This is a genomic window from Streptomyces sp. HSS9-12 (assembly GCF_054963655.1).
In genome coordinates, this window is record NZ_JBUEGC010000029.1 from 39,910 (window position 1) to 65,829 (window position 25,920).

25 protein-coding genes and 1 riboswitch are annotated in these 25,920 nt (G+C 71.3%); of the genes, 14 read left to right on the forward strand and 11 right to left on the reverse strand.

The features are described from left to right. The first annotated feature begins 183 nt into the window (after nucleotides 1-183). On the forward strand, nucleotides 184-1,326 hold the full coding sequence (locus ACY34J_RS17130; RefSeq protein WP_462727381.1) for a glycosyltransferase family 4 protein: 1,143 nt from the start codon (nucleotides 184-186) through the stop codon (nucleotides 1,324-1,326). A gap of 112 nt (nucleotides 1,327-1,438) precedes the next feature. Here the strand turns inward: ACY34J_RS17130 and ACY34J_RS17135 are convergent, their stop codons facing one another. Further along, nucleotides 1,439-3,235 (reverse strand): AMP-dependent synthetase/ligase, encoded by a 1,797-nt coding sequence (locus ACY34J_RS17135; protein ID WP_462727380.1) that lies wholly within the window; start codon nucleotides 3,233-3,235, stop codon nucleotides 1,439-1,441. Nucleotides 3,236-3,502: 267 nt separating this feature from the next. Between ACY34J_RS17135 and ACY34J_RS17140 the strand changes: the two genes are divergently transcribed. The 6 genes from ACY34J_RS17140 (at nucleotide 3,503) to ACY34J_RS17165 (ending at nucleotide 8,677) form a co-directional block, all read left to right on the forward strand. After that, on the forward strand, nucleotides 3,503-4,264 hold the full coding sequence (locus ACY34J_RS17140; protein ID WP_462727379.1) for a metallophosphoesterase family protein: 762 nt from the start codon (nucleotides 3,503-3,505) through the stop codon (nucleotides 4,262-4,264). A 265-nt stretch (nucleotides 4,265-4,529) separates the two neighbouring features. Continuing rightward, nucleotides 4,530-4,979 carry an SRPBCC family protein gene (locus ACY34J_RS17145; RefSeq protein ID WP_462727378.1) on the forward strand — a complete coding sequence of 150 codons (450 nt, stop codon included), beginning with the start codon at nucleotides 4,530-4,532 and terminating at the stop codon, nucleotides 4,977-4,979. Between the two features lie 2 nt (nucleotides 4,980-4,981). Then, nucleotides 4,982-6,313 carry an ArsA family ATPase gene (locus ACY34J_RS17150; protein ID WP_462727377.1) on the forward strand — a complete coding sequence of 444 codons (1,332 nt, stop codon included), beginning with the start codon at nucleotides 4,982-4,984 and terminating at the stop codon, nucleotides 6,311-6,313. Between the two features lie 64 nt (nucleotides 6,314-6,377). After that, the gene (locus tag ACY34J_RS17155) at nucleotides 6,378-6,863 is read left to right on the forward strand and encodes a DUF5304 domain-containing protein (RefSeq protein WP_462727376.1); all 486 of its coding nucleotides are present in this window, start codon (nucleotides 6,378-6,380) and stop codon (nucleotides 6,861-6,863) included. 57 nt (nucleotides 6,864-6,920) lie between these two features. Then, complete coding sequence (locus tag ACY34J_RS17160; protein ID WP_462727375.1) at nucleotides 6,921-7,862, forward strand: ROK family glucokinase; 942 nt, start codon at nucleotides 6,921-6,923, stop codon at nucleotides 7,860-7,862. A gap of 59 nt (nucleotides 7,863-7,921) precedes the next feature. After that, complete coding sequence (locus ACY34J_RS17165; RefSeq protein WP_462727374.1) at nucleotides 7,922-8,677, forward strand: endonuclease/exonuclease/phosphatase family protein; 756 nt, start codon at nucleotides 7,922-7,924, stop codon at nucleotides 8,675-8,677. Between the two features lie 33 nt (nucleotides 8,678-8,710). On the opposite strand, the gene ACY34J_RS17170 is transcribed toward ACY34J_RS17165, so the two are convergent. Both ACY34J_RS17170 and ACY34J_RS17175 read right to left on the reverse strand, forming a co-directional pair. Then, complete coding sequence (locus tag ACY34J_RS17170) at nucleotides 8,711-9,319, reverse strand: hypothetical protein (protein ID WP_462727373.1); 609 nt, start codon at nucleotides 9,317-9,319, stop codon at nucleotides 8,711-8,713. Beyond that, on the reverse strand, nucleotides 9,312-10,121 hold the full coding sequence (locus ACY34J_RS17175; protein WP_462727416.1) for an alpha/beta hydrolase: 810 nt from the start codon (nucleotides 10,119-10,121) through the stop codon (nucleotides 9,312-9,314). The genes ACY34J_RS17170 and ACY34J_RS17175 overlap by 8 nt, the downstream gene beginning before the upstream one ends. A 184-nt stretch (nucleotides 10,122-10,305) precedes the next feature. Between ACY34J_RS17175 and ACY34J_RS17180 the strand changes: the two genes are divergently transcribed. From ACY34J_RS17180 to ACY34J_RS17195, 4 genes are all read left to right on the forward strand, one after another. Next, nucleotides 10,306-11,037: a lysophospholipid acyltransferase family protein gene (locus tag ACY34J_RS17180; protein WP_462727372.1), complete on the forward strand. Its 732-nt coding sequence runs from the start codon at nucleotides 10,306-10,308 to the stop codon at nucleotides 11,035-11,037. 98 nt (nucleotides 11,038-11,135) lie between these two features. After that, a complete protein-coding gene (gene macS, locus ACY34J_RS17185; RefSeq protein ID WP_462727371.1) occupies nucleotides 11,136-12,347 on the forward strand; it encodes a MacS family sensor histidine kinase in 1,212 nt (403 codons plus the stop codon). Between the two features lie 148 nt (nucleotides 12,348-12,495). Next, nucleotides 12,496-13,167, forward strand: coding sequence for a response regulator (locus ACY34J_RS17190; protein ID WP_462727370.1), 672 nt, complete (start codon nucleotides 12,496-12,498; stop codon nucleotides 13,165-13,167). Nucleotides 13,168-13,315: 148 nt separating this feature from the next. Then, on the forward strand, nucleotides 13,316-14,344 hold the full coding sequence (locus ACY34J_RS17195) for a 6-phosphofructokinase (protein WP_462727369.1): 1,029 nt from the start codon (nucleotides 13,316-13,318) through the stop codon (nucleotides 14,342-14,344). A 91-nt stretch (nucleotides 14,345-14,435) separates the two neighbouring features. Here ACY34J_RS17195 and ACY34J_RS17200 read toward each other — a convergent pair whose 3' ends face one another. Next, the gene (locus ACY34J_RS17200; protein ID WP_462727368.1) at nucleotides 14,436-16,526 is read right to left on the reverse strand and encodes an anthranilate synthase family protein; all 2,091 of its coding nucleotides are present in this window, start codon (nucleotides 16,524-16,526) and stop codon (nucleotides 14,436-14,438) included. Between the two features lie 278 nt (nucleotides 16,527-16,804). Between ACY34J_RS17200 and ACY34J_RS17205 the strand changes: the two genes are divergently transcribed. Together ACY34J_RS17205 and ACY34J_RS17210 are read left to right on the forward strand one after the other, a co-directional pair. Beyond that, the gene (locus ACY34J_RS17205; protein ID WP_462727367.1) at nucleotides 16,805-18,154 is read left to right on the forward strand and encodes a class II 3-deoxy-7-phosphoheptulonate synthase; all 1,350 of its coding nucleotides are present in this window, start codon (nucleotides 16,805-16,807) and stop codon (nucleotides 18,152-18,154) included. Nucleotides 18,155-18,277: 123 nt separating this feature from the next. After that, nucleotides 18,278-18,526, forward strand: coding sequence for a (2Fe-2S)-binding protein (locus tag ACY34J_RS17210; protein ID WP_462727366.1), 249 nt, complete (start codon nucleotides 18,278-18,280; stop codon nucleotides 18,524-18,526). 1 nt (nucleotide 18,527) lies between these two features. Here the strand turns inward: ACY34J_RS17210 and bfr are convergent, their stop codons facing one another. Continuing rightward, entirely contained in the window at nucleotides 18,528-19,007 is a 480-nt protein-coding gene (gene bfr, locus ACY34J_RS17215) for a bacterioferritin (RefSeq protein ID WP_462727365.1), read from the reverse strand. 149 nt (nucleotides 19,008-19,156) lie between these two features. On the opposite strand from bfr, the gene ACY34J_RS17220 reads away from it, so the two are divergent. Continuing rightward, on the forward strand, nucleotides 19,157-19,780 hold the full coding sequence (locus ACY34J_RS17220; RefSeq protein WP_462727364.1) for a sulfite oxidase-like oxidoreductase: 624 nt from the start codon (nucleotides 19,157-19,159) through the stop codon (nucleotides 19,778-19,780). 3 nt (nucleotides 19,781-19,783) lie between these two features. On the opposite strand, the gene ACY34J_RS17225 is transcribed toward ACY34J_RS17220, so the two are convergent. From ACY34J_RS17225 to thiO, 6 genes are all read right to left on the reverse strand, one after another. Next, nucleotides 19,784-20,650 (reverse strand): deoxyribonuclease IV, encoded by an 867-nt coding sequence (locus ACY34J_RS17225; RefSeq protein ID WP_462727363.1) that lies wholly within the window; start codon nucleotides 20,648-20,650, stop codon nucleotides 19,784-19,786. A gap of 152 nt (nucleotides 20,651-20,802) precedes the next feature. After that, a complete protein-coding gene (gene pknB, locus ACY34J_RS17230) occupies nucleotides 20,803-22,713 on the reverse strand; it encodes a Stk1 family PASTA domain-containing Ser/Thr kinase (protein ID WP_462727362.1) in 1,911 nt (636 codons plus the stop codon). Nucleotides 22,714-22,786: 73 nt separating this feature from the next. Further along, nucleotides 22,787-23,281: an SRPBCC domain-containing protein gene (locus ACY34J_RS17235; protein ID WP_462727361.1), complete on the reverse strand. Its 495-nt coding sequence runs from the start codon at nucleotides 23,279-23,281 to the stop codon at nucleotides 22,787-22,789. 30 nt (nucleotides 23,282-23,311) lie between these two features. Then, nucleotides 23,312-24,154, reverse strand: a complete 843-nt coding sequence (locus ACY34J_RS17240; RefSeq protein ID WP_462727360.1) for a thiazole synthase — start codon at nucleotides 24,152-24,154, stop codon at nucleotides 23,312-23,314. Nucleotides 24,155-24,161: 7 nt separating this feature from the next. After that, nucleotides 24,162-24,362 (reverse strand): sulfur carrier protein ThiS, encoded by a 201-nt coding sequence (gene thiS / locus ACY34J_RS17245; RefSeq protein WP_462727359.1) that lies wholly within the window; start codon nucleotides 24,360-24,362, stop codon nucleotides 24,162-24,164. Then, nucleotides 24,359-25,639, reverse strand: a complete 1,281-nt coding sequence (thiO, locus tag ACY34J_RS17250; protein WP_462727358.1) for a glycine oxidase ThiO — start codon at nucleotides 25,637-25,639, stop codon at nucleotides 24,359-24,361. The genes thiS and thiO overlap by 4 nt, the downstream gene beginning before the upstream one ends. After that, nucleotides 25,637-25,749, reverse strand: a riboswitch (TPP riboswitch). Its footprint overlaps the gene before it by 3 nt. Nucleotides 25,750-25,920: the final 171 nt, after the last annotated feature.

Sequence of the window (25,920 nt, forward strand, 5' to 3'; positions counted from 1 at the left end):
GCCGACACTTCTCGTCGCGCGGTCGCTCGTCCCTCGCGCCCTCTTCCTCTCCCTCTCGCTTCTCCGCCAGACTCCGTCTGGGAGGTGCCCCCAGGGGACCCCACCTCGTCGCTTTCGACAGGGGCGCGCCCTTCGGCGGTGCCGTGAAGCCGCCCGGAGGGCACCCGGTACTGTCGGTCGGCAATGGACAAGACCCTGATCGTCACCAACGACTTTCCGCCCCGCCCCGGCGGCATCCAGGCCTTTCTGCACAACATCGCGCTGCGCCTGGACCCGGCCCAGGTCGTCGTCTACGCCTCCACCTGGAAGCGCACCCAGGACGGCATCGAGGCCACCGCCGCCTTCGACGCCGAGCAGCCCTTCACCGTGGTCCGCGACCGAACCACCATGCTGCTGCCGACCCCGCGGGTGACCCGCCGCGCGGTCGCGCTGCTGCGCGAACACGGGTGCCGCTCGGTGTGGTTCGGGGCCGCGGCCCCGCTCGGGCTGATGGCGCCCGCCCTGCGCAAGGCCGGCGCTCGGCGGCTGGTCGCGACGACGCACGGGCACGAGGCGGGCTGGGCACAGCTGCCCGGGGCACGGCAGCTGCTGCGGCGCATCGGCGAGGGCACCGACACCATCACCTTTCTGGGCGAGTACACCCGGTCCCGGATCGCCGCCGCCCTCACCCCGCAGGCCGCGGCACGCATGGTCCAACTGCCGCCCGGCGTCGACGAGAAGACCTTCCACCCGGAGTCGGGCGGCCCGGAGGTACGGGAACGGCTCGGCCTGTCCGACCGCCCCGTCGTGGTGTGCGTGTCCCGGCTCGTACCGCGCAAGGGCCAGGACACCCTGATCAGCGCGATGCCGCGGATCCTGGCCGAGGTTCCGGATGCGGTGCTGCTCATCGTCGGCGGCGGCCCGTACGCCCGGGAGCTGGAAAAGCTGGCCGCCGAGCAGGGCGTGGCGGACTCCGTCCGTTTCACCGGCCCCGTCCAGTGGGAGGAACTGCCCGCCCACTTCGGCGCGGGCGACGTCTTCGCGATGCCGTGCCGAACGCGCCGGGGCGGCCTCGACGTCGAAGGGCTCGGCATGGTCTACCTGGAGGCCTCGGCGACCGGACTGCCGGTCGTGGCGGGCAACTCGGGCGGCGCGCCGGACGCGGTGCTCGACGGGGAGACGGGCTGGGTGGTCCGCGGGGATTCGCCGGACGACGCGGCCGACCGGATCGTCGCCCTCCTGAAGGACCCGGACCTGCGCCGTCGGATGGGCGAGCGGGGCCGCGCCTGGGTGGAGGAGCGCTGGCGCTGGGACCTGCTCGCCGAGCGGCTCGCCGCCCTGCTGTGACCCGTAACCCCGCGGCCGGGCGGTGAGGTCAGGGACCGTCCGCCCTTGCCGGCCGTCCGGAAGGCCAACGGGCCCGGCACCTGTGGTGCCGGGCCCGTGCCATATACGGGGGTCAGCTGCTGTAGATCGCCTCGATCTCGTCCGCGAAGTCCTTCGCCACCACATTGCGCTTGAGCTTCAGCGAGGGCGTGACATGGCCCGACTCCTCGGTGAACTGGGCAGGCAGGATGCGGAACCTGCGCACCGACTCCGCCTTCGACACCGCCGCGTTGCCGTCGTCCACCGCCGTCTGGACAGCCGCCAGCAGTTCGGAGTCCTCGCGCAGGTCGGCGGCCGTGGAACCGGCCGGCTTGCCGTGCTCCTCCGCCCAGCGCGGCAGGAACTCCTCGTCCAGCGTGATCAGCGCGCCCACGAACGGCCGGCCGTCGCCGACCACCATGCACTCGGCGATCAGCGCATGCGCCCGGATCCGGTCCTCGATCACCGCCGGGGCGACGTTCTTGCCGCCCGCCGTGACGATGATCTCCTTCTTCCGGCCCGTGATCGCCAGATAGCCGTCCTCGTCGAGGGTGCCGATGTCACCGGTGTGGAACCAGCCGTCCGACAGCGCCTCGGCGGTCGCGGCCTCGTTGTTCCAGTAGCCGGAGAACAGGTGCTCGCCGTGCAGCAGCACCTCGCCGTCGTCGGCGATCCGTACCACCGAGCCCGGCAGCGGCTGGCCCACCGTGCCGATCTTCTGCCGGTCCCACGGGTTGAACGCGGTCGCGGCACAGGACTCGGTCAGGCCGTAACCCTCCAGCACCGTGAAGCCGATGCCCCGGTAGAAGTGGCCGAGCCGCTCGCCGAGCGGCGCACCGCCCGAGATCGCGTACTCGCCACGGCCGCCGAGCACCGCCCGCAGCTTGCTGTACACCAGCCGGTCGAAGACCGTGTGCTTGAACCTGAGAGCCAGCGAGGGCCCCGACGGGGTGTCCAGAGCGCGGCTGTAGGCGATCGCGGTGTCCACGGCCTTGTCGAAGATCTTACCCTTGCCGTCCGCCTGGGCCTTGGCCCGCGCCGAGTTGTAGACCTTTTCGAAGACGCGCGGCACGCCCAGCACCATCGTCGGGCGGAAGGAGGCCAGCTCGTCGGTGAGGTTCTTGATGTCCGGTACGTGGCCGAGCTTGATCGGCGCCAGGACCGACGCCACCTCGACCAGCCGCCCGAAGACGTGCGCGACGGGCAGGAAGAGCAGTACGGAGGAGTCGCCGGTACGGAAGAGCGGGCGCAGCCGCTCGACGACGTTGCCGCACTCGGCGAAGAAGTTGCGGTGGGTCAGCACACAGCCCTTGGGACGGCCGGTGGTCCCCGAGGTGTAGACGATCGTGGCGGGGGAGTCGGCGTTCGCGAGCCTGCTGCGCTCGTCGACCTCGGCGTCGGAGACCGCCGCGCCGTCGGTACACAGCTGCTCTACGGCGCCGCGCTCGATCTGCCAGACGTTCTTCAGCGCGGGCAGCCGGTCGTGTACGGACTCGATCGCCGTCTGGTGCACATCGGTCTCGGCCAGGCAGGCAACCGAGCCCGAGTCGCCGAGGATCCAGGCGATCTGCTCCGGCGAACTGGTCTCGTACACCGGGACGGTGACGCCGCCCGCGCTCCAGATGGCGAAGTCCAGCAGCGTCCACTCGTAGCGGGTGCGCGACATCAGACCGACCCGGTCGCCCGGCTGGACGCCGGCGGCAATGAGGCCCTTGGCGGTTCTGCGGACCTCGTCCAGGAAGGCGGCAGCGGTCACGTCCTCCCAACGGCCGTCCCGCTTGCGGGCGATGACAGCCGTATCGGGATGCTGCGCGGCGTTGCGGCGGATGAGATCCGTCAGGTTTCCGTCGGCAGGGACCTCGTAGAGGGCCGGAAGGCTGAACTCGCGCAAGACTGCTGCTCCTCGTCGGGCACCGGCGCCACGCCGTTGTGTGCTTGTGCTGCGCCGGCTGCTGTCCATGGTCGGGCAGGTTGGGTGGATGCCCGGACGTTACCGACCGGTAAAGCTGTCCGGATAGGGGTCTCGGTCAGATGTTTGATGCGTCACATACCGCGAGGCGGCTGCCTGCGCAGGGTAGTCCAGACGCTCGGTGACCCGGAAGTAGCCCCAGGTCCAGCCCCTGCCGGGGAGCGGTTTCCACCGCGTATGGTCGTGCGCATGCGTGTTCATGTGGTCAGCGACGTGCACGGCAACAGCCAGGACCTCGCCCGCGCCGGGGACGGGGCGGACGCGCTGGTCTGCCTCGGCGACCTGGTGCTCTTCCTCGACTACGCCGACCACTCGCGCGGCATCTTCCCCGACCTCTTCGGTGTGGAGAACGCCGACCGCATTGTCAAACTGCGCACCGCCCGCCGCTTCGAGGAGGCCCGTGCGCTGGGCGCCCGGCTGTGGGCCGGGATCGATCGCGAAGAGGCGATCGAGGCGGCGGTGCGCAAGCAGTACGCGGACCTGTTCGCCGCCTTTCCGCGGCCGACCTATGCCACCTACGGCAACGTCGACATGCCGCATCTGTGGTCCGAATACGCCCGGCCGGGCACAACCGTTCTCGATGGGCAGCGGGTGGAGATCGGCGACCGTGTCTTCGGATTCGTCGGCGGCGGCCTGCGTACGCCCATGCGCACGCCGTATGAGATCGACGACGAGGAGTACGCCGCGAAGATCGCTGCGCTGGGCGAGGTGGACGTGCTGTGCTCGCACATCCCGCCCGAGGTGCCGGAACTGTGCTACGACACCGTCGCCCGGCGCCTTGAGCGGGGCAGTTCCGCGCTGCTGGAGGCGATCCGTACGACGCGGCCGCGGTACGCGCTCTTCGGGCATGTGCACCAGCCGCTGGTCCGGCGGATGCGGATCGGGGCGACCGAGTGCGTGAACGTTGGGCACTTCGCCGCCACGGGGGAGCCGTACGCGCTCGAGTGGTGAGCCCTCCGGGTCCCCCTGGGGTACCCCCCACCCGGGCCGTTGGGCCCAGGGGGACTACCGCCGGTGGATTTCGACACCGGCGCGCCCTTCGGCCCGCTCGCCCGAGGTTCGCCCACCCGCCCGCCCCAGAAGGGACGGCTGGATGTCGCCGTAGGTGAGAGCGAGCCACGAAAAGGGCCGCGCTCTGCCGTCCGACCTGCGCGCGGTAGCCTTCACCGGCAGGCATGCAGGCTGCGGACCGGACCGTAGTGGAGGAGCCCCGGCGATGGCGGAACACACCAGCTCGAGCATCACGATCGACGCGGCACCGTCCGTGGTCATGGCGGTGATCGCCGACTTCGACCGCTACCCGGAGTGGACCGGAGAGGTCAAGGAGGCCCAGGTTCTCGCCAAGGATGCGCAGGGGCGGGCCGAGCAGGTACGGCTGCTGCTCGACGCCGGCGCGATCAAGGACGACCACACCCTCGCCTACGTCTGGGGCGGCGAGAACGAGGTCAGCTGGTCGCTCGTCAAGTCCCAGATGCTGCGCGCCCTCGACGGCTCGTACAGCCTCAAGCCGATCGACGACGGCGACCGCACCGAGGTCACGTACCAGCTGACCGTCGACGTCAAGATCCCGATGCTCGGGATGATCAAGCGCAAGGCCGAGAAGGTCATCATCGACCGCGCCCTGGCCGGGCTGAAGAAGCGGGTCGAGAGCGGGGCGCAGGCCTGAGCGTGCGTACGGTCCTGGTCACGGGCGCCGGAGGCGCCGGCCGCACCACGGTGGCGGCCGCGACCGCCCTGACCGCGGCCCGTCGCGGCCGCCGCACCCTGCTGCTCTCCGCCGACGCCGGCGGCACGCTGGAGCCGGCGCTCGGTACCGGACCGCTCCCGGCGCGCGACGCGGCCCATGAGCCCGCGCACGAGACGGCCGCGTACGCCCCCGCGCGCAAGCCCTGGAGTCCGCCTATGGAAGCCGCGCCCGGCCTGTGGGCAGCCAGGATCGACGCCGCGGAGCACTTCCGCGACGAGTTCCTCGCCCTGCAGCAGCGCACCGCCGCCGCCCTCGACCTGCTCGGCGCGACGCCTCTGGAGCGCGAGGAGCTGACCGTCCTCCCGGGCGCACCGCACTTCGCCCTCCTCCGCGCCTTGCGCGCGCTGCACGACGACACCGCCGCCTGGGACGTCGTGGTCATCGACATGCCGCCCGCGCCGGAGACCGTGGCCGTACTCGCGCTGCCCGAGGAGTTGCGGCGCTATCTGCGGCGGCTGCTGCCGCCGGAACGGCAGGCCGCCCGTGCGCTGCGCCCCATGCTCGCGCAGCTGGCGGGCATGTCGATGCCCGCACAGTGGCTCTACGACACCGCCGACCGCTGTGAGCGTGAACTCGCCGCCGCCCAGGGCCTGCTCGCCTCGAACGCGACGAGCGTACGGATCGTGGTCGACCCCGGGCCGGCCGGCGTCGCCGCCCTCCGCACCGCCCGCACCGGCCTCGCCCTGCACGGCCTGCCCATCGACAGTGTTGTCGTCAACCGGCTGCTGCCCACCGGCTCCGACGACCCCTGGCTCGCCGCCCTCTCCGGCCGGCAGCAGAGCGCGCTCAAGGAGCTGTACGAAGGCTGCGCCATCGCGCACCCCCTGTGCGAGCTGCCGCACCTCGGACGCGACCCACGCGGACTCGACGACCTTGACGACCTCGCCGGCCGCGCCACGTCCACCACGCTGAGCGGCGACGACGGCACCGTCGGCCTCATCGAGGGCGAGGGCCTGGCCGACGAACTCGACCGGCCGGACGGCCCGCGCCGTGACCCCTGGACCGTCGAGGACCGGCGCGACGCCGAGGAAGGCATCCTGCTGTGGCGGCTGCCGCTGCCCGGAGCCGAGCGCCGCGACCTCGGCCTGGTCCGGCGCGGCGACGAACTCGTCATCGCCGTCGGCTCCTTCCGCCGGATCGTCACCCTGCCGTCCGCGCTGCGCCGCTGCAGCGTCTCCGGGGCGGGCCTGGCCGACGGCATGCTGAACATCCGCTTCACCCCCGATCCGGCCCTGTGGCCTCGTACGCCGTGAACGGCATACGGCGGGTCGGGTACCGTCGAAACACCTGACGAAGACTTCGCCGCAGGAGCCCGCCATGAGCGATGCCACCGAGCGTCCAGCAGCCGACACCGCCGACGCAGCCGACGCCGACGCCTGGGCGAAGGCCTGTGCCGAGGACCTTGCCGCCGAGCAGGCCCGGTACCGCGCGCGCTACGGCTCCCAGCCCGGCAGCGCCGCCGAGGAGCTGCGCAAGCTCGCCGACGCGCTCGCCGACAAGCTCTCCTCGCTGCAGATTCCGGATGCGGCCAAGGCCGCCCAGGACGCCGTACAGCAGCTGATCGACCAGGCGAAGGCCGCGGCGATGCCGGTCGTCGAGCGCAACCCCGAGGTCTTCGGGCATCTCGCCGCCGCCGGCTCCGAGCTGCTCGCCGCCTACCGGGCCGCCGTCGAGGGCCAGGAGCGCCGCTGGACACGAGGTGACCAGCCACACGGCGACAGCCCCCGGGGCAAGGGGGCGCGCGGCACGGGTTCGCGGGACCCCGAAGGCTGGTCCGGGACTGAGACGATCGACCTCGACTGACCGCCCCTCGGGTACGGTTGGGACGCAGCGGGGATCGACCGGATAACTGAGGGACACATGGGACTCACCATCGGCGTCGACATCGGCGGCACCAAGATCGCAGCTGGCGTGGTCGACGAAGAGGGCTCGATTCTCGAGACGTGCAAGGTACCCACGCCGCCCACGCCCCAGGGAGTCATCGACGCCATCGCGGACGCGATTCGCAGGGTCAGCGAGGGCTACGACATCGAGGCCGTCGGTATCGGCGCCGCGGGGTACGTGGACGACAAGCGCGCCACCGTACTCTTCGCTCCCAACATCGACTGGCGGCACGAGGCACTGAAGGACAAGGTCGAGCAGCGCGTCGGCCTGCCGGTCGTCGTGGAGAACGACGCCAACGCGGCCGCATGGGGCGAGTACCGCTTCGGCGCGGGCCAGGGCCATGAGGACGTCATCGTCATCACGCTCGGCACCGGCCTGGGCGGCGGCATCATCATCGGCAACAAGCTGCGCCGGGGCCGCTTCGGCGTCGCCGGCGAGTTCGGGCACGTCCGCGTCGTCCCGGACGGTCTGCTGTGTGGCTGCGGCAGCCAGGGCTGCTGGGAGCAGTACGCCTCCGGGCGGGCCCTCGTCCGCTACGCCAAGCAGCGGGCCGTCGCGACCCCGGAGAACGCCACCATCCTCCTGGGGCTCGGCGACGGCACCCCGGACGGCATCGAGGGCAAGCACGTCAGTGAGGCCGCCCGCAAGGGCGACCGGGTGGCCATCGACTCGTTCCGCGAGCTGGCCCGCTGGGCGGGTGCCGGGCTGGCCGACCTGGCGTCGCTGTTCGACCCGTCGGCGTTCATCGTCGGCGGCGGGGTCTCCGACGAGGGCGATCTCGTGCTCGAGCCGATCCGCAAGTCCTTCCGCCGCTGGCTGGTCGGCGGCCAGTACCGGCCGCACGCCCAGGTGCTCGCCGCTCAGCTGGGCGGCAAGGCCGGGCTCGTGGGCGCCGCCGACCTGGCCCGGCAGGGCTGACGCCAGGCCGGGCGACCGAGAGAACAGGGTCGGAGGACCGGCCCGAGAGGAGTGAGCTGATGCTCGCGGACCTGCCTGCCTCCTGCACTGAGCCGGACGGCGCGGCGGTGATCCGCGTGCTCAGCTACAACATCCGCTCCATGCGCGACGACAGGGCGGCGCTGGCCCGAATCATCCGGGCCGGCGCCCCCGATCTCCTCTTCGTCCAGGAGGCGCCGCGCTTCTTCCGCTGGCGCAAGGCCGCGGCCTGGCTGGCCCGCGAGTCCGACCTCGTGTACGTCACCGGCGGCGCCACAGCCACCGGGCCCATGATCCTGTCCTCGTTGCGGGCGACCGTTGAACACACCGAGGATGTGCTGCTGCCCCGCACCTCGGGCCTGCACCGGCGCGGCTTCGCGACGGCGGTGGTCCGCTTCGGCCGGGCCCGGCTCTGCGCGGTCAGCTGTCATCTGAGCCTGAACGCGGCCGAGCGCTACGAGCAGGCCGGGATGCTGCTCAAGCGGCTGTCCGCCATGGGCGCCCCCCATGCCGTCGCGGCCGGTGACCTGAACGAGCGGCCGTACGGGCGGGCATTTCGCAGGCTGACCGCGGAGCTGCAGGACGCACGGGCCGTCAAACCGTGGGGCAGCGAGTACACCTCCACTGCCGCGCGTCCGCACCAGCGCATCGACGCGGTGCTGGCCACGCCGGGCATTGATGTGCTCGGCTGCGGCGTCCCGGCCGGCCTGCCCGGCATCACCGAAGCGGACCTGAGGGCGGCCACGGACCACCTTCCGGTCCTGGCCGCCCTCCGCGTGCCCGCCGCTCCCCGGTGAGTCGGCCACCGAGGGCAGTCACCGCACAGGTATTCAGACCACCGCGCCCCGGCCCGGGTCGTCGTCCTGCTCGTCATCGCCGTCGTTCATACGGAAGAACAGCGTGCCGAGGCCGCCGAGGAAACCGCCGATACCCACGGTGGCGAGCCACCACGTCATGTTCCACTGCAGCAGCACCGCCAGGACGAGCAGCAGCGGACCGCCGAGGACCGCGATCCAGGCGAACTTGGCGGTGAGGTCGGCCTGGGGGAGGGGCGGGGGCTCCGGGGGTTCGAAGTGCCCCTCGTCGCTCTCGTCGAAGTCGTCGTCGGAGGCGTCGGCCGCGCTCCAGTCGCGCGGGCCGATGCCGGCTCCGAACACCGTGATGCTGGAGCCGAGCGGCCGGCTCACCGCGTCGGCGCCGCTCGGCCGGTCCTGCTCGTTGCCCGCCGCGTCCGTGCTGCCGTCCGCGTCGGCGTGCGTGCCCCCGTTCCCCTTCCCGTCAGCGTCCCCGTCCCCGTCGGCGTCCGCGTCCGCGTCCGCGGACAGGTCAGGGTCCGGGGGCTCCTCCCCGTACCCCGCCACGATCGCCGCCCACGCCGCGTCCTCGTCGACGGGATCGGGGCCATCGCCACGGCCCGTGCCGGTATTGCGCTCAGCCACCGGTCGCCGTTCCTTCCTTGCCTGCCGTTTCCTTCTCCCCGCCCGCTTCATCGTCGCTCGTCGTGAGCCGCCCGATGAACTCGTAGCTGTCCTGGAAGATCCGCTCGGCGTCATAGTCGAGGGTCGCTACATGAAAACTACGCTCCAGCAGCGTCTCGATGACATCCGTGGACGAAACCCGGCTGAGGATGTGCGCCGAGTCGGCGGGCGGCACCACATGGTCCTGCGGGCTGTGCAGCAGCAGCATGGGCTGGGTGACCTGCGGCAACTCGGAGTCGACCAGTTGGAAGAACTTGCGCACCGAGTACGCGCAGTGCAGCGGGACCCGGTCGTAGGCGGCCTCCTGGACGCCGTCCTTGGCGATGTCGCTCGCCAGGCCCTTGGTGGTCCGCACCAGGTGGCGGGCCACCGGAAGGGCATAGGCCGACAGCCCGTGCACCTTGATCGCCGGGTTGACGACGACGATGCCGCTGATCGCATCGCCGTGCCGGGCGGCCAGCCGCAGGGTGAGGGCCCCGCCCATCGACAGGCCGAAGACGAAGACCTGGCGGCAGCGCTGGGTCAGCACGCGCAACTCCCGGTCCACCTCGGCGTACCAGTCCTGCCAGCCGGTGAGCTGCATGTCCTGCCAGCGCGTGCCATGCCCCGGCAGCAGCGGCAGCGAGACCGTCAGGCCGCGTTCGGCCAGGAAGTCGGCCCAGGGACGCAGTGACTGCGGGGAACCGGTGAAGCCGTGGCAGAGGAGCACACCGACCTCTCCGCCCTCGTGGCGGAACGGCTCGGCTCCGGGGAGGACCTGCACCAGAGGTCTCCTGTTCGTCATCGGTGGACAGCGTGGTCCAGCGGGGTGGGAGCGCCGCGGGCGCGGGGCGTACTTCACGGTACGCGACGGGACCGACACCCGGGTAGGTCCGACGGTGGGCTCGGCGAACGGACCACGGCCACCGCAGGCTAAGGTCTGTTCGTCAGATACAGGAGGTCCTCGGTTGCTGTACAGCGCAATGAAGCTGTCCATCGGAGGGGCGCTGAAGGTTGCCTTCCGCCCCTGGGTGGAAGGTCTGGAGAACATTCCAGCCGAGGGCCCCGCGATCCTGGCCAGCAACCACCTGTCCTTCTCGGACTCCTTCTTCCTGCCCGCGGTGCTCGACCGTAAGGTCACCTTCATCGCCAAGGCCGAGTACTTCACCACTCCCGGTGTCAAAGGCAGGTTGACGGCGGCCTTCTTCAAGGGCGTGGGCCAGCTTCCGGTGGACCGCTCGGGAGCCCGCGGCGCCGGCGAGGCCGCCATCAGGAGCGGCATCAGCGTCCTGGAGCGCGGCGAGCTGTTCGGCATCTATCCCGAGGGCACCCGCTCGCCCGACGGCCGGCTCTACCGCGGCAAGCCCGGCGGCCTCGCGCGCGTGGCGCTCGCCACCGGCGCCCCGGTGATCCCGGTCGCGATGATCGACACCGAGAAGGTGCAGCCGCCCGGCACGATCATGCCGAAGATGGTCCGGCCGGGCATCAGGATCGGCAAGCCGCTGGACTTCAGCCGTTATCGCGGCATGGACGGCGACCGGTTCATCCTGCGTTCGGTGACGGACGAGGTCATGTACGAGATCATGAGGCTGTCCGGCCAGGAGTACGTCGACATGTACGCGGCCGCCGCCAAGCGGCAGATCGCGGAAGCGGCCAAGAGGCAGGCTGAGGACGCGAAACAGGACAGAGCCGGGTCGTAAGCCGACCTGGCCGGGGGGTGGGGAGATTGGCACCGCGCACCGTGGCGCGCATGCTGCCGTGGTCCACAGCGGCCGGCGGGCGTCGACACGTCGTCGGGATGTCCGTCGAACAGCCGTTGTGGCACGCGCTCACCGCCTTCCGGCTGCTGACCATGGCCTACGCCCTGGCCCGGTACGCCTACACGTACCCCGAGTACGACCACCCGCTCGCCGGCTGGGCCTACATAGCCGTCCTCGACGTCTGGACGCTGGCCACCTCGCACAAGGTGTCCTCGGCAACCCGCTGCACCTACCGCTTCCTCGCGGCCGACATGGTCATCGGCCTCACCGGGATACTGCTCACCCCGTTGATCGACTCCGCTCAACGGGTCGCGAGCGGCGAGACGACACTGCCCTCGATCTGGAGCGCGGGCCCGGTCCTGGGCTTCGCCATCAAGGGCGGCTGGCGCCCGGCCGCGGCCGCCTCCGCGGTCATGGGGATCTCCAACATCGTCGAGCGCGGTGAGATCGCCAAGAGCAATGTGCACAGCATTGTGCTGCTCTTCGTGGCGTGCACGGCGATCGGCTACGTCGTCGAGGTGGCCCGCGCCAGTGAGCGGACTCTCGCCCGCGCACTGCAGATCGAGGCGGCCACCCGCGAGCGGGAGCGGCTGGCCCGGGACATCCACGACAGCGTGCTGCAGGTGCTGGCGATGGTGCAGCGGCGCGGTACGCAGATCGGCGGCGAGGCGGCCGAACTGGGCCGGTTGGCGGGGGAGCAGGAGGTCGCCCTGCGCGCTCTGGTCGCAGGCGGACTCGTCGCCGCCCCCCGTACGGCACCAACTGCCGGCACGCGGACGGCGGACGCGGAGCGCGTATCCGCAGCGGGTGCGACGTCCGCGACGCTGGTGGACCAGGAAGGCGACGGCGGCCCCTGTGATCTGCGCGCGCTGCTCGCCCCGTACGCCGACCGCAGGGTTTCCTTCGCCGAACCGGGCACCCCCGTACTCCTCGAGGCTGCCGCGGCCGCCGAGTTGGCGGCCGCTGTCGGTGCCGCCCTGGACAATGTGCGCAAGCACGCGGGTGAGAACGCCCAGGCGTGGATCCTGCTGGAGGAGGAGCCGGAGGCGGTGATCGTGACGGTGCGGGACGACGGCCCGGGCATCCCGGAGGGCCGGCTGGCGGACGCCGAGCGCGAGGGCCGCCTCGGGATCGCGCTCTCGATCCGCGGCAGGCTGCGGGATCTGGGCGGCAGCGCCGAACTGCTGTCGCTCCCCGGGCAGGGCACGGAAGTCGAGTTGAGGATTCCGCGGGGTGGGGCACCCTCCTGAGGGGCCCCCAGCGGCAACTGGGGAGGTAGCTGGGGAGGGTGCGCGCCCCAGGGCGGACCGTCCGGGCAGCAGCCGAACCCGGGCGGCTGGGGGAAGGGTTGACCGAGCCCCGGCGGCGAGTGATCGAAGAACGGTGTGAGGGAGGGCGATGAGCGAGCCGACGCCGCTCAAGGTGATGGTGGTCGACGACCATCCGATGTGGCGGGACGCGGTGGCCCGCGATCTGACCGCCGCCGGATACGAGGTGGTGGCGACCGCCGGGGACGGCCCGCAGGCGGTGCGGCGCGCCCGCGCCGCGGCCCCCGATGTGCTCGTTCTCGACCTCAACCTGCCCGGGCTGCCCGGGGTCGAGGTCTGCAAGGAACTGGTCGGCTCCCGCCCGGAGCTGCGCGTCCTGGTGCTCTCCGCGAGCGGCGAACACGCGGACGTGCTCGAGGCGGTGAAGTCCGGCGCGACCGGCTATCTGCTCAAGTCGGCCAGTACGGAGGAGCTGCTGGACGCGGTGCGCCGGACGGCGGTCGGCGATCCGGTGTTCACCCCGGGGCTGGCCGGGCTGGTGCTCGGTGAGTACCGGCGTCTCGCCGCCGACCCGGCTCCCGCGGCCCCCAACACGCCGGATGCGCCGCGGCTCACCGACCGGGAGACCGAGGTGCTGCGGCTGGTGGCGAAGGGGCTGTCGTACAAGCAGATAGCCGAGCGCCTTGTCATCTCGCACCGCACGGTCCAGAACCACGTCCAGAACACCCTGGGCAAGCTGCAGCTCCATAACCGCGTGGAGCTGGTGCGCTACGCCATAGAGCGCGGCCTGGACGACGAGTAGCCGTACGACCGTGCGCTCTTACGGGTGAAACGCTGAGCCCAACTGAGCGCCGGAGAAGAAGAATTCACCCGGCTTCCGTGCTGCTGTGATCTGGATCACCGCTAGCGTGGCCCCGATATCGGGTCCAAGCGGGAGAAGGGAAGATTCCATGCGGGTCGGAGTTCTGACCGGTGGCGGTGACTGCCCCGGTCTCAACGCGGTTATTCGCGGCGTCGTCCGCAAGGGCGTCCAGGAGTACGGCTGCGACTTCCTGGGCTTCCGGGACGGCTGGCGCGGCCCGCTCGAGGGCGACACGGTCCAGCTCGACATTCCGGCGGTGCGCGGCATCCTGCCCCGCGGTGGCACCATCCTCGGGTCCTCGCGCACCAATCCACTGAAGGTGGAAGGCGGCATCCGCCGGATCAAGGAAAACATCGCCAAGTACGAGGTCGACGCGCTGATCGCGATCGGCGGCGAGGACACCCTCGGGGTCGCCGCGCGGCTCGCCGACGAGTACGGGATCGCCTGCGTCGGCGTTCCGAAGACCATTGACAACGACCTGTCCGCCACCGACTACACCTTCGGCTTCGACACCGCCGTCAACATCGCGACCGAGGCCATCGACCGGCTGCACACCACCGCCGAGTCCCATATGCGGGTCCTCGTGGTCGAGGTGATGGGCCGTCATGCGGGCTGGATCGCCCTGCACTCGGGCCTCGCGGGTGGCGCCAACGTCATTCTCATCCCCGAGCAGCGCTTCGACATCGACCAGGTCTGCGCCTGGGTCGAGTCCCGCTTCAAGATCCGTTACGCGCCGATCGTCGTGGTCGCGGAGGGCGCCATGCCGAAGGACGGCGACATGGTCCTCAAGGACGGCTCGGTGGACTCGTTCGGGCATGTGCGGCTGTCGGGCATCGGCGAGTGGCTGGCCAAGGAGATCGAAAGCCGTACCGGCAAGGAGGCCCGCACGACGGTGCTCGGACATGTGCAGCGCGGCGGCACCCCGACCGCGTTCGACCGCTGGCTGGCGACGCGGTTCGGGCTGCATGCGATTGAGGCGGTGCACGACCAGGACTTCGGGAAGATGGTCGCTCTTCGCGGCACGGACATCGTGCGGGTGCCGCTGGCGGAGGCGACGACGAAGCTCAAGACCGTCGACCCGAAGCTGTACACCGAGGCGGGTGTCTTCTTCGGCTGACCAGCCGCCGCGTCTTCGGCATGGGGGTTTCCCGCCCGTCCGTCCCACGATGGGGGCGGGCGGGCGGGAAAGCACCGCCGCGCAGCGGCCGTTAGCCACAGCGGGGGGCGCCCAGGACGGGCGCCAGGAGCCCGGCCGTGATCGCGGCGCCGTTCAGCGTCAGCACCGACTCCGGGTGGAACTGCACACCCGCGAACGTCGGGCCCCGTAGCGCGTGCACATCCCCGCTCACCGGGTCGCGGCTCAGCTCGGTCCCGTCCATCGCCAACTCCGCCTCCGCCGCCCCGTCGCAGCGCGCCGTAAAGGTGTTGTAGAACCCCACGACCTCCTCACGCCCGAAGAAGTCGATCCGTTCCTGAGCGCCCTGACAGGGCACGTCCTTACGCTCGATCTCCAGCCCCAGCTCGGCCGCGATCAGCTCATGGCCCAGGCACACCCCCAACAAGGAGGTGCGGCCCGAAGGCCTCGATGCCGGGTGACGGGTGGGACCGTACCGGTGCCCGGCCATGAGCTCAGCCGTCAGCCCCCGCAGGAACCGCATCTTCGGGTCCGCCGTATTGCCGGGATCGCCCGGCCCCGGCCCCAGCACCACCGGGCCGCGGTGGGACAGCGCCGCCTCCCGCAGCCCCGGTTCGTCATAGCGCCGTACCGTCACCTCCAGGCCCGAGGTCCGCAGCAGATGGGCGAGCATCGCGGTGAAGGTGTCCTCGGCGTCGACGACCAGCGCATGGCCGGTCATCGAGCCCTGGTCCGCCGTCTGCATCCGCAGCCAGAACGGCGCGAGGTCCGCGCGGCGCGCGTCCAGCGCGGCCCGCACCCGCGGGTCGTCCGCCAGCCGCGGCCGCCGCACCGATTCACTCGCCGTGGCCGCCGCCGCCCGGACCCCGAGAGCGGTGAGCACCCCGGCCGCCTTGGCGTGCGTCTCCCCGACCTCGCTGTGCGGATCGGAGTGCCGTACAAGCGTGGCTCCGACCGGGACCCGCAGCCGGCCGGCCGCGTCGATGTCGGCGGTGCGGATGAGAATCGGGGAGTCCAGCGTCTGGGCGCCGCAGGCGTCGCGCCCGATGAGCGCGAGCGCGCCCGCGTAATAGCCACGCCCTGCCCCTCCCGGCCCGCAGGGCTCATACCGCTCGATGACCCGGCAGGCGTTCTGCACCGGCGACCCGGTCACCGTCGCGGCGAACATCGTCTCCCGCAGCACCTCCCGGACGTCCAGCGTGCTGCGACCGCGCAGCTCGTACTCGGTGTGCGCCAGATGGGCCATCTCCCGCAGCCGCGGGCCGATCACCACCCCGCCCTGGTCGCAGACGGTGCACATCATCTTCAGCTCCTCGTCCACGACCATGGACAGCTCCTCCACCTCCTTGCGGTCGTGCAGGAACTCCAGCAGCCCTTCCGCGCTGGGACCCTCCGCCGGATAGCGGTATGTGCCGCTGATCGGATTCATCACGACGGTCCGGCCGGTCATCCGGACATGCACCTCCGGGCTCGCGCCGACCAGGGTGCGCCCGCCCGTCTCCCGCCACCGCCCTTCCGAGGAAGGCCCATCGGGCCCTTCGCCATTTCCGGTGTGGACGACGTACGTCCAGTACGCCCCGCGCTCACCCGCCAGCAGCCGGCGGAACAGCGCCAGCGCATCGGCCCGGCCGAAACCGGGGATCTCGCCCTGGAAGGTCCGGCGGATGACGAAGTTCGCGCCCTCGCCCTGCCCGATCTCGTCCTCGATCACCCGTCGCACGATCGCGGCGTACTCGGCATCGGGCACGTCGAACGCCCCTCCCTCGACCCGTACGGCGTGCCGCGGCAGCGCGTCCCGTACGGCGGCGAGCGGCAGCTCGTACGACTCCCGCGGCTGCAGCACGGTCAGCGGCGTGCCGTCGTCATGGACGTCGAAGCCGCGCTCGCGGATCTGCCGGAACGGTACGAGCGCGAGCGCGTCGGCCACGGCGCGCCCCTCCTCCGGTGCGCCCTGCGGCAGTGGGATGTCGGCGAGGCGGTCCACGTCCCGCACGGCGCCGATCAGCACCTCGACGGTGTCATGGTCGCGGCCGGGGGCGCGGCGGTGGAGCAGGGCGAACGGCGGGCAGTCGGCTGCGGTGAGCCGCTGGACGAGAGCGGCGGTATCGGTGTGCACCTGTGGGGTTCCTTCCGGGTGGGGGGAGGAACGGCCCGGGTGCGCCATGTCACACACGCGGAAGGCCGCCCCTCGGGCGGCCTTCGCGGGTCTGGGGAACGCGCGATCAGTGGGCCGCCGAGGCGGTCCACCACCAGTCCATGGTCATCTGCGCGAACATGGTCCGGACTCTAGCGCACGGAAGACCGTGCGGGGAGCGCGTCTGGTGGCCGTACGGTTTCTGCCGGGCCGCACGGGCGCCACGCCTGTGTGACAGCCTGCGCAGGAATGTCTCATTCTTTGGGCGTCAGGCTGGACAGCTGTCAGGACCCCGTAAGGTTGACGCCGTGACCGTGAACGCTGAATCCCACGCCGGTGGCAACACCTGGCGAGACCTTCCCGCGGCGCAGCAGCCCGAGTGGCCCAACCCCGAGGCTCTGCGCGATGTGATCGCGGACCTCGAGTCGTATCCTCCGCTCGTCTTCGCGGGCGAATGCGACCAGCTGCGCGCCCGCCTGGGAGCCGTCGCCAAGGGCGAGGCGTTCCTATTGCAGGGCGGTGACTGCGCCGAGGCCTTCGACGCCGTGGGCGCCGACCAGATCCGCAACAAGCTCAAGACGCTGCTCCAGATGGGCGCGGTGCTGACCTACGCCGGCTCGGTGCCGGTGGTCAAGGTCGGCCGGATCGCCGGGCAGTACAGCAAGCCGCGCTCGAAGCCGACCGAGACCCGGGACGGTGTGACCCTGCCGTCGTACCGGGGCGACTCGGTCAACGGCTTCGAGTTCACGCCCGAGGCCCGCACCCCGGACCCGGAGCGGCTGAAGCGGATGTACCACGCCTCGTCCGCGACGCTGAACCTCGTACGGGCCTTCACCACCGGTGGCTACGCCGACCTGCGTCAGGTGCACGCCTGGAACCAGGACTTTGTGAAGTCCTCCCCGTCCGGGCAGCGGTACGAGGCGCTGGCGCGTGAGATCGACCGGGCACTGAACTTCATGAACGCCTGCGGGGTGGACCCGGAGGAGTTCAAGACCGTCGAGTTCTACGCCTCCCACGAGGCGCTGGTCCTCGACTACGAATCGGCGCTGACCCGCGTCGACTCGCGTACGGGCAAGCTGTACGACGTGTCCGGCCACATGCTGTGGATCGGTGAGCGGACCCGGCAGCTGGACGGCGCGCACATCGAATTCGCGGCAAAGATCCGCAACCCGATCGGTGTGAAGCTCGGCCCGACCACCTCGGTGGACGAGGCGCTGGCCCTGATCGACAAGATCGACCCGGAGCGCGAGCCCGGCCGGCTCACGTTCATCACGCGGATGGGCGCGGACAAGATCCGCGACCGGCTGCCGGAGCTGGTGGAGAAGGTCACCGCTTCCGGGGCACAGGTGGCGTGGGTGTGCGACCCGATGCACGGCAACACCTTCGAGGCGGCCTCCGGTCACAAGACCCGGCGGTTCGATGACGTACTGGACGAGGTCAAGGGCTTCTTCGAGGTCCACAAGGGCCTCGGGACCCACCCGGGCGGCATCCATGTGGAGCTGACCGGCGACGATGTCACCGAGTGCGTGGGCGGCGGCGACGAGATCTTCGTCGACGACCTGCACCAGCGCTATGAGACCGCCTGCGACCCGCGGCTCAACCGCAGCCAGTCGCTGGACCTGGCCTTCCTGGTCGCGGAGATGTACCGGGACCAGTGACCCAGAGGTCGACAACGCGGTGGGGCGTGGATCACATCGATCCGCGCCCCACAGGTCTGTTCCAGCCCGGTGCGACCGGGTAAGGTAAGGGTTACCTCACTGATCAATCGGCCTGGAGTGGAGGTGAACCGCGTGTACGTCTGCTCGTGCTTCGGCATTACCGAGAACCAGGTGCGCGAGCATGTGGACGCCGGTGCCTGCACTCCGCGTCAGATAGCCTCCGCCTGCAAGGCGGGCACCGACTGCGGCAGCTGCGTACGCCGTATCCAGGCGCTGCTGGGGCGCGGCGCGTGCCCGCGGCGGGAGCTGGTCGAGCAGGGTGACCCGATGGTGCTGTCCGCCGAGGTGGCGCTGCCGGTCGAAGCCGCCTGATTCAGCTGTCGGGCTGTTCCACCAGCTGGGCGATGTAGAGCGGTTCCCCGAGCTTCTCGATGAGATCCAGCTGCGTGTCGAGGTAGTCGATGTGGTGCTCCTCGTCGGCGAGAATGCTCTCGAAGATATTGGCCGAGGTGACGTCCCCCTTGGCCCGCATGACCTCGATCCCGCGCCGGAGGCGGTCGATCGCCTCGACCTCGATCTGCCGGTCCGCCTGGAACATCTCGGTGACGGTCTGGCCCACCCGGACGTGGAACAGCCGCTGGTAGTTGGGCAGGCCCTCAAGAAGCAGAATCCGGTCGGTCAGTACCTCGGCATGCTTCATCTCGTCGAACGACTCGGCCCGGGTGTACTTGGCGAGCTTCGGCCACCCGAAGTTCTCCTGCATCTTGGAGTGCAGGAAATACTGGTTGATCGCGGTCAGCTCGGCGGTCAACTGCTCGTTCAGGAACTCGATGACCTCGGGGTCGCCCTGCATCTCAGCGGCTCCTTCCAGACGAACGGCACGATGGGCGCATCCTCGCACCGCCCGAGAAGGCGGTCCAGTAAGTGCAGGCTTAGTGCTACTTGCCCGGATTGACATCGCCCTGGTCACGACCACTCTCCGCTGTCTGTCACCATGGAGGCATGGGTCAGCCGGAAAGCCGCGAAGAGGAACATGTCGATCTTCCTCCGGGCCAGCGGCTGCAGCGCGGCTGGCCGGTTACCCACTATGGGCCGGTCCCCAAGTTCAGGGCTGAGCGCTGGGAGTTCAGGGTCTTCGGGGCGACCGCCGACGGCGAGAAGCACTGCTGGAACCACGAGCAGTTCACGGCCCTGCCGTACACCACCGTGATCGCCGATCTGCACTGCGTGACGAAATACAGCATGCTCGGCGCCGAATGGGGTGGTATCGCCGCCCGTACGATCCTCGAACTCGCCCCGCCCGCGCCCGAGGTCACCCATGTGATGGTCTGGGCCGAGTACGGCTTCAGCTCGAATCTGCGGCTCTCCGACTTCGCGTCCGAACGAACGATTTTCGCCACACACAAGGGCGGCGAACTGCTCACCGCGGAGCACGGCTTCCCGGTCCGGCTGATCGTGCCGCATCTGTACGCCTGGAAGGGCCCGAAGTGGGTCCGGGGCGTGGAGTACATGACCGCCGACCGCCGCGGCTTCTGGGAGGAGCGCGGCTATCACAACATCGGCGACCCCTGGAAGGAACAGCGGTACTCCTACCAGGAGGAGCCGGGCGAAGGCCCCGAGCTGTAAACGTCAGTCGTCGCGCAGCGCCTTCAGCCGCGCGACATCGGCCGCATGGCCCTCCTTGCCGCCGGGCGTCTCGATGATCAGCGGCACCCCTTCGGTAGCGGGGTGGGTGAACAGGGCCTGGAAGGGGTCCGCCCCGATGTGCCCGGCGCCGATGTTCGCGTGCCGGTCCTTGCGGGCGCCGGCCACGTCCTTGGAGTCATTGGCGTGGATGAGCTTGAGACGGCCCTCGCCGACCGTGTCCACCAGCTCGTCGAGCAGCGCTTTTGTGCCGCCCGGTGCGGCCATGTCGTGCCCGGCGGCGAAGACGTGGCAGGTGTCGAGGCAGACGCCCAGCCGCGGATGCCGGTCGAGCGCCGCGAAGTACGGGGCGAGGTCCTCGACGAGTGAGCACAGGGACGCGCCCTGCCCGGCCGTCGGCTCCAGCAGCAGCCATGGGTCGTCGTCGTGGGTGAGTTCGTCCAGCAGCGGCAGTACCCGGTCCCGGACCTGGGCGAGGGCGTCGGCGCGGGGCCGGCCTCCGGTCGCGGAGCCGGTGTGCACCACCACGCCCAGCGCCCCGATCTCCCGGCCGCGGCGGAGCGAATGCCGCAGGGACGCCACCGACAGCTCCACCGTGGCTTCGGTGTGCGAGCCGAAGTTGATCAGGTAGGGCGCGTGGACGTACGCGGGGATCGCCTCGGCGGCGCAGGCGGAGCGGAAGGCCTCGTCCTGCCGGGGGTTGCCGGTAGGGGTGGCCCAGCCGCGCGGATTGGCGACGAAGACCTGCACGGTCTCGGTGCCGATCTCACGGCCGTACGCCAGCCCGGCGGCGGCGAGCCCGCCGGCCACGGGCACATGGCTACCGACCGGATTACGGAGGCGGGTCTTCACGCCCCCAAGAGTGCCAGGCCGCCGTGGTGTACGGAGGAGGAGGGGCCGGCGCCACCGCGGCGCGGGCGCCGTACCCGACAAGGCACCGCCCCCCCGCGGCGCGGAACGGCCCCGCCGGCGAGGCGAGCGGCGGCCCGACCGGCGAGGTCACGTCACCGCACGCGAAGGACGATCTCGCTCCCCCTGGGCGCCTCGTCGCCGCCGCTCACCGACTGGTCGAAGACCGTGTCGCCGAAGAAGAACCGTGTCACCCGGACCTTGAAGCCCGCGTCCTTCATCGTCCGCTTCGCTTCGTCGACGTGCTCGCCCTCCACATCCGGCACCTCCACCAGGTCCTGCCCCTTGGAGAGCGTCAGCGTGACGGTGTCGCCCGTCGCCAGCTGCGTGCCCTCGCCCGGGGACTGCTTGGCGACCGTGCCCTTGTCCTCCTCGGAGAAGACCTGCTCGGTCGCGATCTGAACCTTCAGTCCGGCCTCGCGCAGCTCCTGCGACGCGTCCTCGACCGAATCGCCGGTCACGTCCGGCGTCTCGATCGGTGTGCCCTTGCTCACAGTGATCGCGACCGCCGTGCCCGGCTTCCGCCCGGTGCCGGCCTCCGGCTCCGTACGGATGACCGAGCCCTGGGGCACGGTGTCGCTGAACTCGTTGTTGACGATGCCCGGGGCCAGGCCCAGAGCCTTGAGCCGCAGCTTGGCCTTCGCCAGCGGAACGCCCTCCAGGCCGGGGACCTTCACAATCTCCGGCCCCTGGGAGACGGTGATCGTCACCGTTCCGGTGTCGCGGACCCGCTCACCGGGCCCGGGGTCGGTGCTGATGACACGGCCCCGGCCGACGACATCGCTGTAGCCCCGCTTGACCCGGATGTCCAGCCCGGCGCCCCGCAGCTTCCGCTCCGCGTCCTGCTGCGGCTGGCGGAGCACACTGGGCACGCTCGTGAACTGACCGGAATTGATGTACCAGACGCCCGCGCCCACCCCGAGCACCAGCAGTACGGCCACCACCAGCGCCAGCAACCCTCGGCGCGGCCCGCGGCGAGGCTCGAAGCGGCCCGGCCACGGCTCCTCCACCGCGGGTGGCGCCGCCAGCACGCTGGTGCGGTTCAGTTCCTCACCGGCAGCGGGCCCTCCCACCGTCCGCGGTATCACGCTCGTACGGTCCTCGGAGCCGTTCCGGCTCTCCCCCGTGGACTGCGGGGGCACCGCGTCCAGCTGTGCGTCGGTGAGGGCCGCGCGGGTCTCGCGGGCGAGCGCCAGCAGCGCGACGGCGTCGGCCGGCCGCAGCTCGGGATTACGGGCGGTGGCCGCCGCCACCAGGTCGTCCAGCCGGCCGGCCAGTCCCGGGACGGCCTCGGACGGCCGTGGAACGTCCTTGTGCAGATGCTGGTAGAGCACCTGGGCCGGGGTGCCCCCGGAGTGCGGCTTGCCGCCGGTCAGCATCTCGTACAGCACGATCCCGCACGTGTACACATCCGCGCGGGTGTCGGCGACGCCGTGCTCGATCTGCTCGGGCGCGAGATAGGAGGCCGTGCCGATCAGCGAGCCGGTGGAGGCCGAGGTGTGCGTGTCCACGCCCCGGACGAGGCCGAAGTCGGCGACCTTGACCCGGCCGTCGTCCCCGATGAGCACGTTTTCCGGCTTCATATCGCGATGTACCAGACCGCCCCGGTGCGCGGCGCCGAGCGCGGCGAGCACAGGCTCGAGGATGTCGAGGGCGGCACGCGGCTGCAGGGCGCCGCGCTCGCGCAGCACATCACGCAGCGTGCATCCGGCGACGTACTCCATCGCCAGATAGACGTACGACCCGTCGGCGCCCTGGTCGTAGACGCCGACGACATTGGGGTGGGCGAGCCGGGCGACGGACTTGGCCTCGCGGATGAAGCGGTCGACGAAGGCGTTGTCGGAGGCGAGGGCGGGGTGCATCACCTTCAGGGCGAGCACGCGGTCGAGACGGATGTCCACGGCCCGGTAGACCGTGGCCATGCCACCGACGGCGATCCGCGCCTCGACTCGGTAGCGGTCGTCGAGTACCTGGCCGACGAGCGGGTCCTGCAGGGTCGTATCCACGGACGTGAGTGTACGAGCCGTCGCGTGCCCGCAGACCTGTGCGCCTGGAACCCGGGCACCGTTGCCAGAGGCGTCACACGTGTGAGACGGCGCCCGGCGGGGCGGGGCCGGCGTGCGTCGCGGCCGCGATGGCGCACAGCTCCTCCAGCGCCGCCGTCCACGCCACGGTCGCGTACTCGGCGTGTCGTTCCTGCTCTGCCGCGGGGAGGTCCAGCTCCCGGATGCCGGACTCGGCGAGAGCGACCTGGGTGCCCTCGCCCTCCGGTGCGAGCGTGAACTCGATCACGGTGGAGTTGCCCGGTCCGGGCTGGGTGTCGGGCCGCACGGCCATCCGGAAGGCGAATCGGGACAGCGGCTCGATCGCCTCCACCCGGCCGTGGAACTCGCCGAGCTCGTCCCATCGGAAGCGCAGCGCCCCACCGGGCCGCAGGTCCACCTCGGCGCCTCCGAAGGCGTACCAGGCGCTGATGTGCTCGGCCACGGTGAGCACCCGCCAGACGCGTTCCGGGGGTGCCGGGACGTACACCTCACGGCAGATGCGGTCGGGGATCGCGCGGTCGTGGACCATGAGGACCACCTCCGCTCCCCACGCTATCCGCTACCGGAACGCCGGGCGCTCGGGATCGAGGGCGGCCAGCCCGTCGGTCGGGGACGACGCCTCGGCGAAGTGGCGTCGCGGGATACGGCCCGCGCGGTGCGCCAGCCGACCCGCGTCGACGGCGTGCCGCATCGCCTCCGCCATCAGCACCGGCTCCTGCGCGCGGGTGACCGCCGAGGCCAGCATCACGGCCGCGCAGCCCAGCTCCATCGCCAGTGCCGCGTCGGAGGCCGTGCCCGCCCCGGCGTCGAGGATCACGGGCACGCGCGCGTGCTCGGTGATCAGCTGGAAGTTGTGCGGGTTGCGGATGCCGAGGCCCGAGCCGATGGGGGAGCCGAGCGGCATGATCGCGGCGCAGCCGACGTCCTCCAGCTTGCGGGCGAGCACCGGGTCGTCATTGGTGTACGGCAGCACGGTGAAGCCGTCGTCGACCAGGGTTTCGGCGGCGTCCAGCAGCTCGACCGGGTCGGGCAGGAGCGTGCGCTCATCGGCGACGACCTCCAGCTTGATCCAGTCGGTGCCGAGGGCTTCGCGCGCCAGCCGGGCGGTGAGAACCGCCTCGCCCGCCGTAAAACAGCCCGCGGTGTTCGGCAGCACCTGGATGCCCAGCTTGTCCAGCACGGACAGCACGGAGCCCTGCACGGTCGGGTCGAGGCGGCGCATCGCCACCGTCGTCAGCTCGGTGCCCGAGGCCACCAGGGCCCGTTCCAGTACGTCCAGGCTGGGCGCCCCGCCGGTCCCCATGATCAGCCGGGAGGAGAAGGCGCGGTTGCCGATGGTGAGGGCGTCGGGGGGCGCGGGGGTCGCTGCGGGCGCCCCCCGCAGGACTGCGGCGTCAGCCATGGTCGGATCAGCCTCCTTGGACAGCGGTCAGAACCTCGATGCGGTCGCCGTCGCCGAGCCGGGTGGCAGGCCACTGGCCGCGCGGTACGACGGTCTCGTTGAGCGCGGCCGCGACGCCCGAGCGGGCGGTGGTGAGGGCGGCGACGACCTGCTCGAGGGTGGTGCCCTCCGGGATCTCGCGGGGCTCGCCGTTCACGGAGACGGTCATGCGGACTGCTCCTCCCGGATGCGGTCGTGACGGTCTTGCGGTGTCCTGCGGTCTTGCGGTGTCCTGCGGTCCTGAGGCGTCCTGCTGTCCTGAGGCGTCCGCTCGAAACGGCGGGCGGTGAACGGGCGGGCCTCCTCGGGCAGTTCGCCGGTGCTCAGCGCCTCGGCCATGGCGTCGCCGGTCACCGGGGTGAGCAGCACGCCGTGGCGGTAGTGCCCGGTGGCCAGATGCAGGCCGGGCAGAGCGGTCGGCCCGAGCAGGGGAGCGTTGTCGGGCGAGCCGGGGCGCAGCCCGGCAAGGGTCTCCACCAGCGGCAGCTCGGTGATACCCGGCACCAGCTCATGGGCGTCGCGCAGGAGCTCGTACACCCCGCCGGCCGTGACGGTGGTGTCCCAGCCCAGCTCCTCGCTGGTGGCGCCGAGAACCAGTTCGCCGTTCTCGCGCGGTACGAGATAGACGGGCCCGCCGCGGACCACGGCCCGTACGGTCCGGGACAGGAACGGCGCGTACGCCTCGGGCACGCGCAGCCGCAGCACCTGGCCCTTGACCGGGCGGATGGGCGGCAGCACCTCCTCGGGCACCCCGGCGAGCCGGCCGCTGCGACTGCCACCGGCGAGCACCACCTGCCCGGCGGCGAGCGCGGTGCCGTCCTCCAGCACCCCTCCGCCGGCCCGGTCGCCCGCGAGCGTCAGGCTCCGGGCCCAGGCGCGGTGCAGGACGACTCCGGCGCGCTCGCAGGCGGTCAGCAGCGCCGCGGCCAGCCGCCGCGGGTCGGCCTGGTGGTCGCCGTCGACGCGCAGGCCCCCGCGTACACCCGGCGCGAGAAGGGGCTCGAGGCGGCGGCATTCGCGCCCCGTGAGCCACTGCGCGTCCAGCCCGCACCGCAGCTGGAGGGCGTGGAGTTCCCGCAGGTGAGCGCGGTCATCGGAATCGAGGGCGACGGCCAGGGTGCCGCAGGCGCGGTAGCCGACGTCCTGGCCGCTCGCCTCCTCCAGCTCGGCCACAAAAGCCGGGTAGCGCTCGGCGGAGGCGAGGTTCAGACCGAGCAGGGTCTCCTCGCCGTAGTGCAGCTCGGTCACCGCCGCGAGCATTCCGGCCGCGACCTGGGCGGCGCCCGTCCCGGGGGACGGGTCGGCGACGGCGGTGCGCAGCCCGCGCTGCGCCGCCCGCCAGGCCGTGACCAGGCCGATGATCCCGCCCCCGATGACCAGGACGTCATAGGTCGGATGCGCGGTGTCGTACGGCGTGCGCGCACTGCTGCCAGAAGGCGCGTGCATGGGCTGTCAGCCCCTCCCTTCGCCGGCATGACCCGGATCAGGTTCGTACGGTCGGAGGCCGCCCAGCCTCCCTCTCAGCCCGGTGCGTCCGGGCTCCCGCGAGTGCGTGTGGCGGCCACCTTATCGCCTGTCCTGGCCAGGCAGTAAGGGAGCAATCGGGCCCCGCACCGTGTGATGGTGTGTCAGAAATCTCGGGTGCGCGCGTCTCGGGCGGGTCTGCGCCGCGGTTCTAGAGTGATCGTGTGAGCGAGGACAGGCAGACAGCGCAGCGGATCGTGATC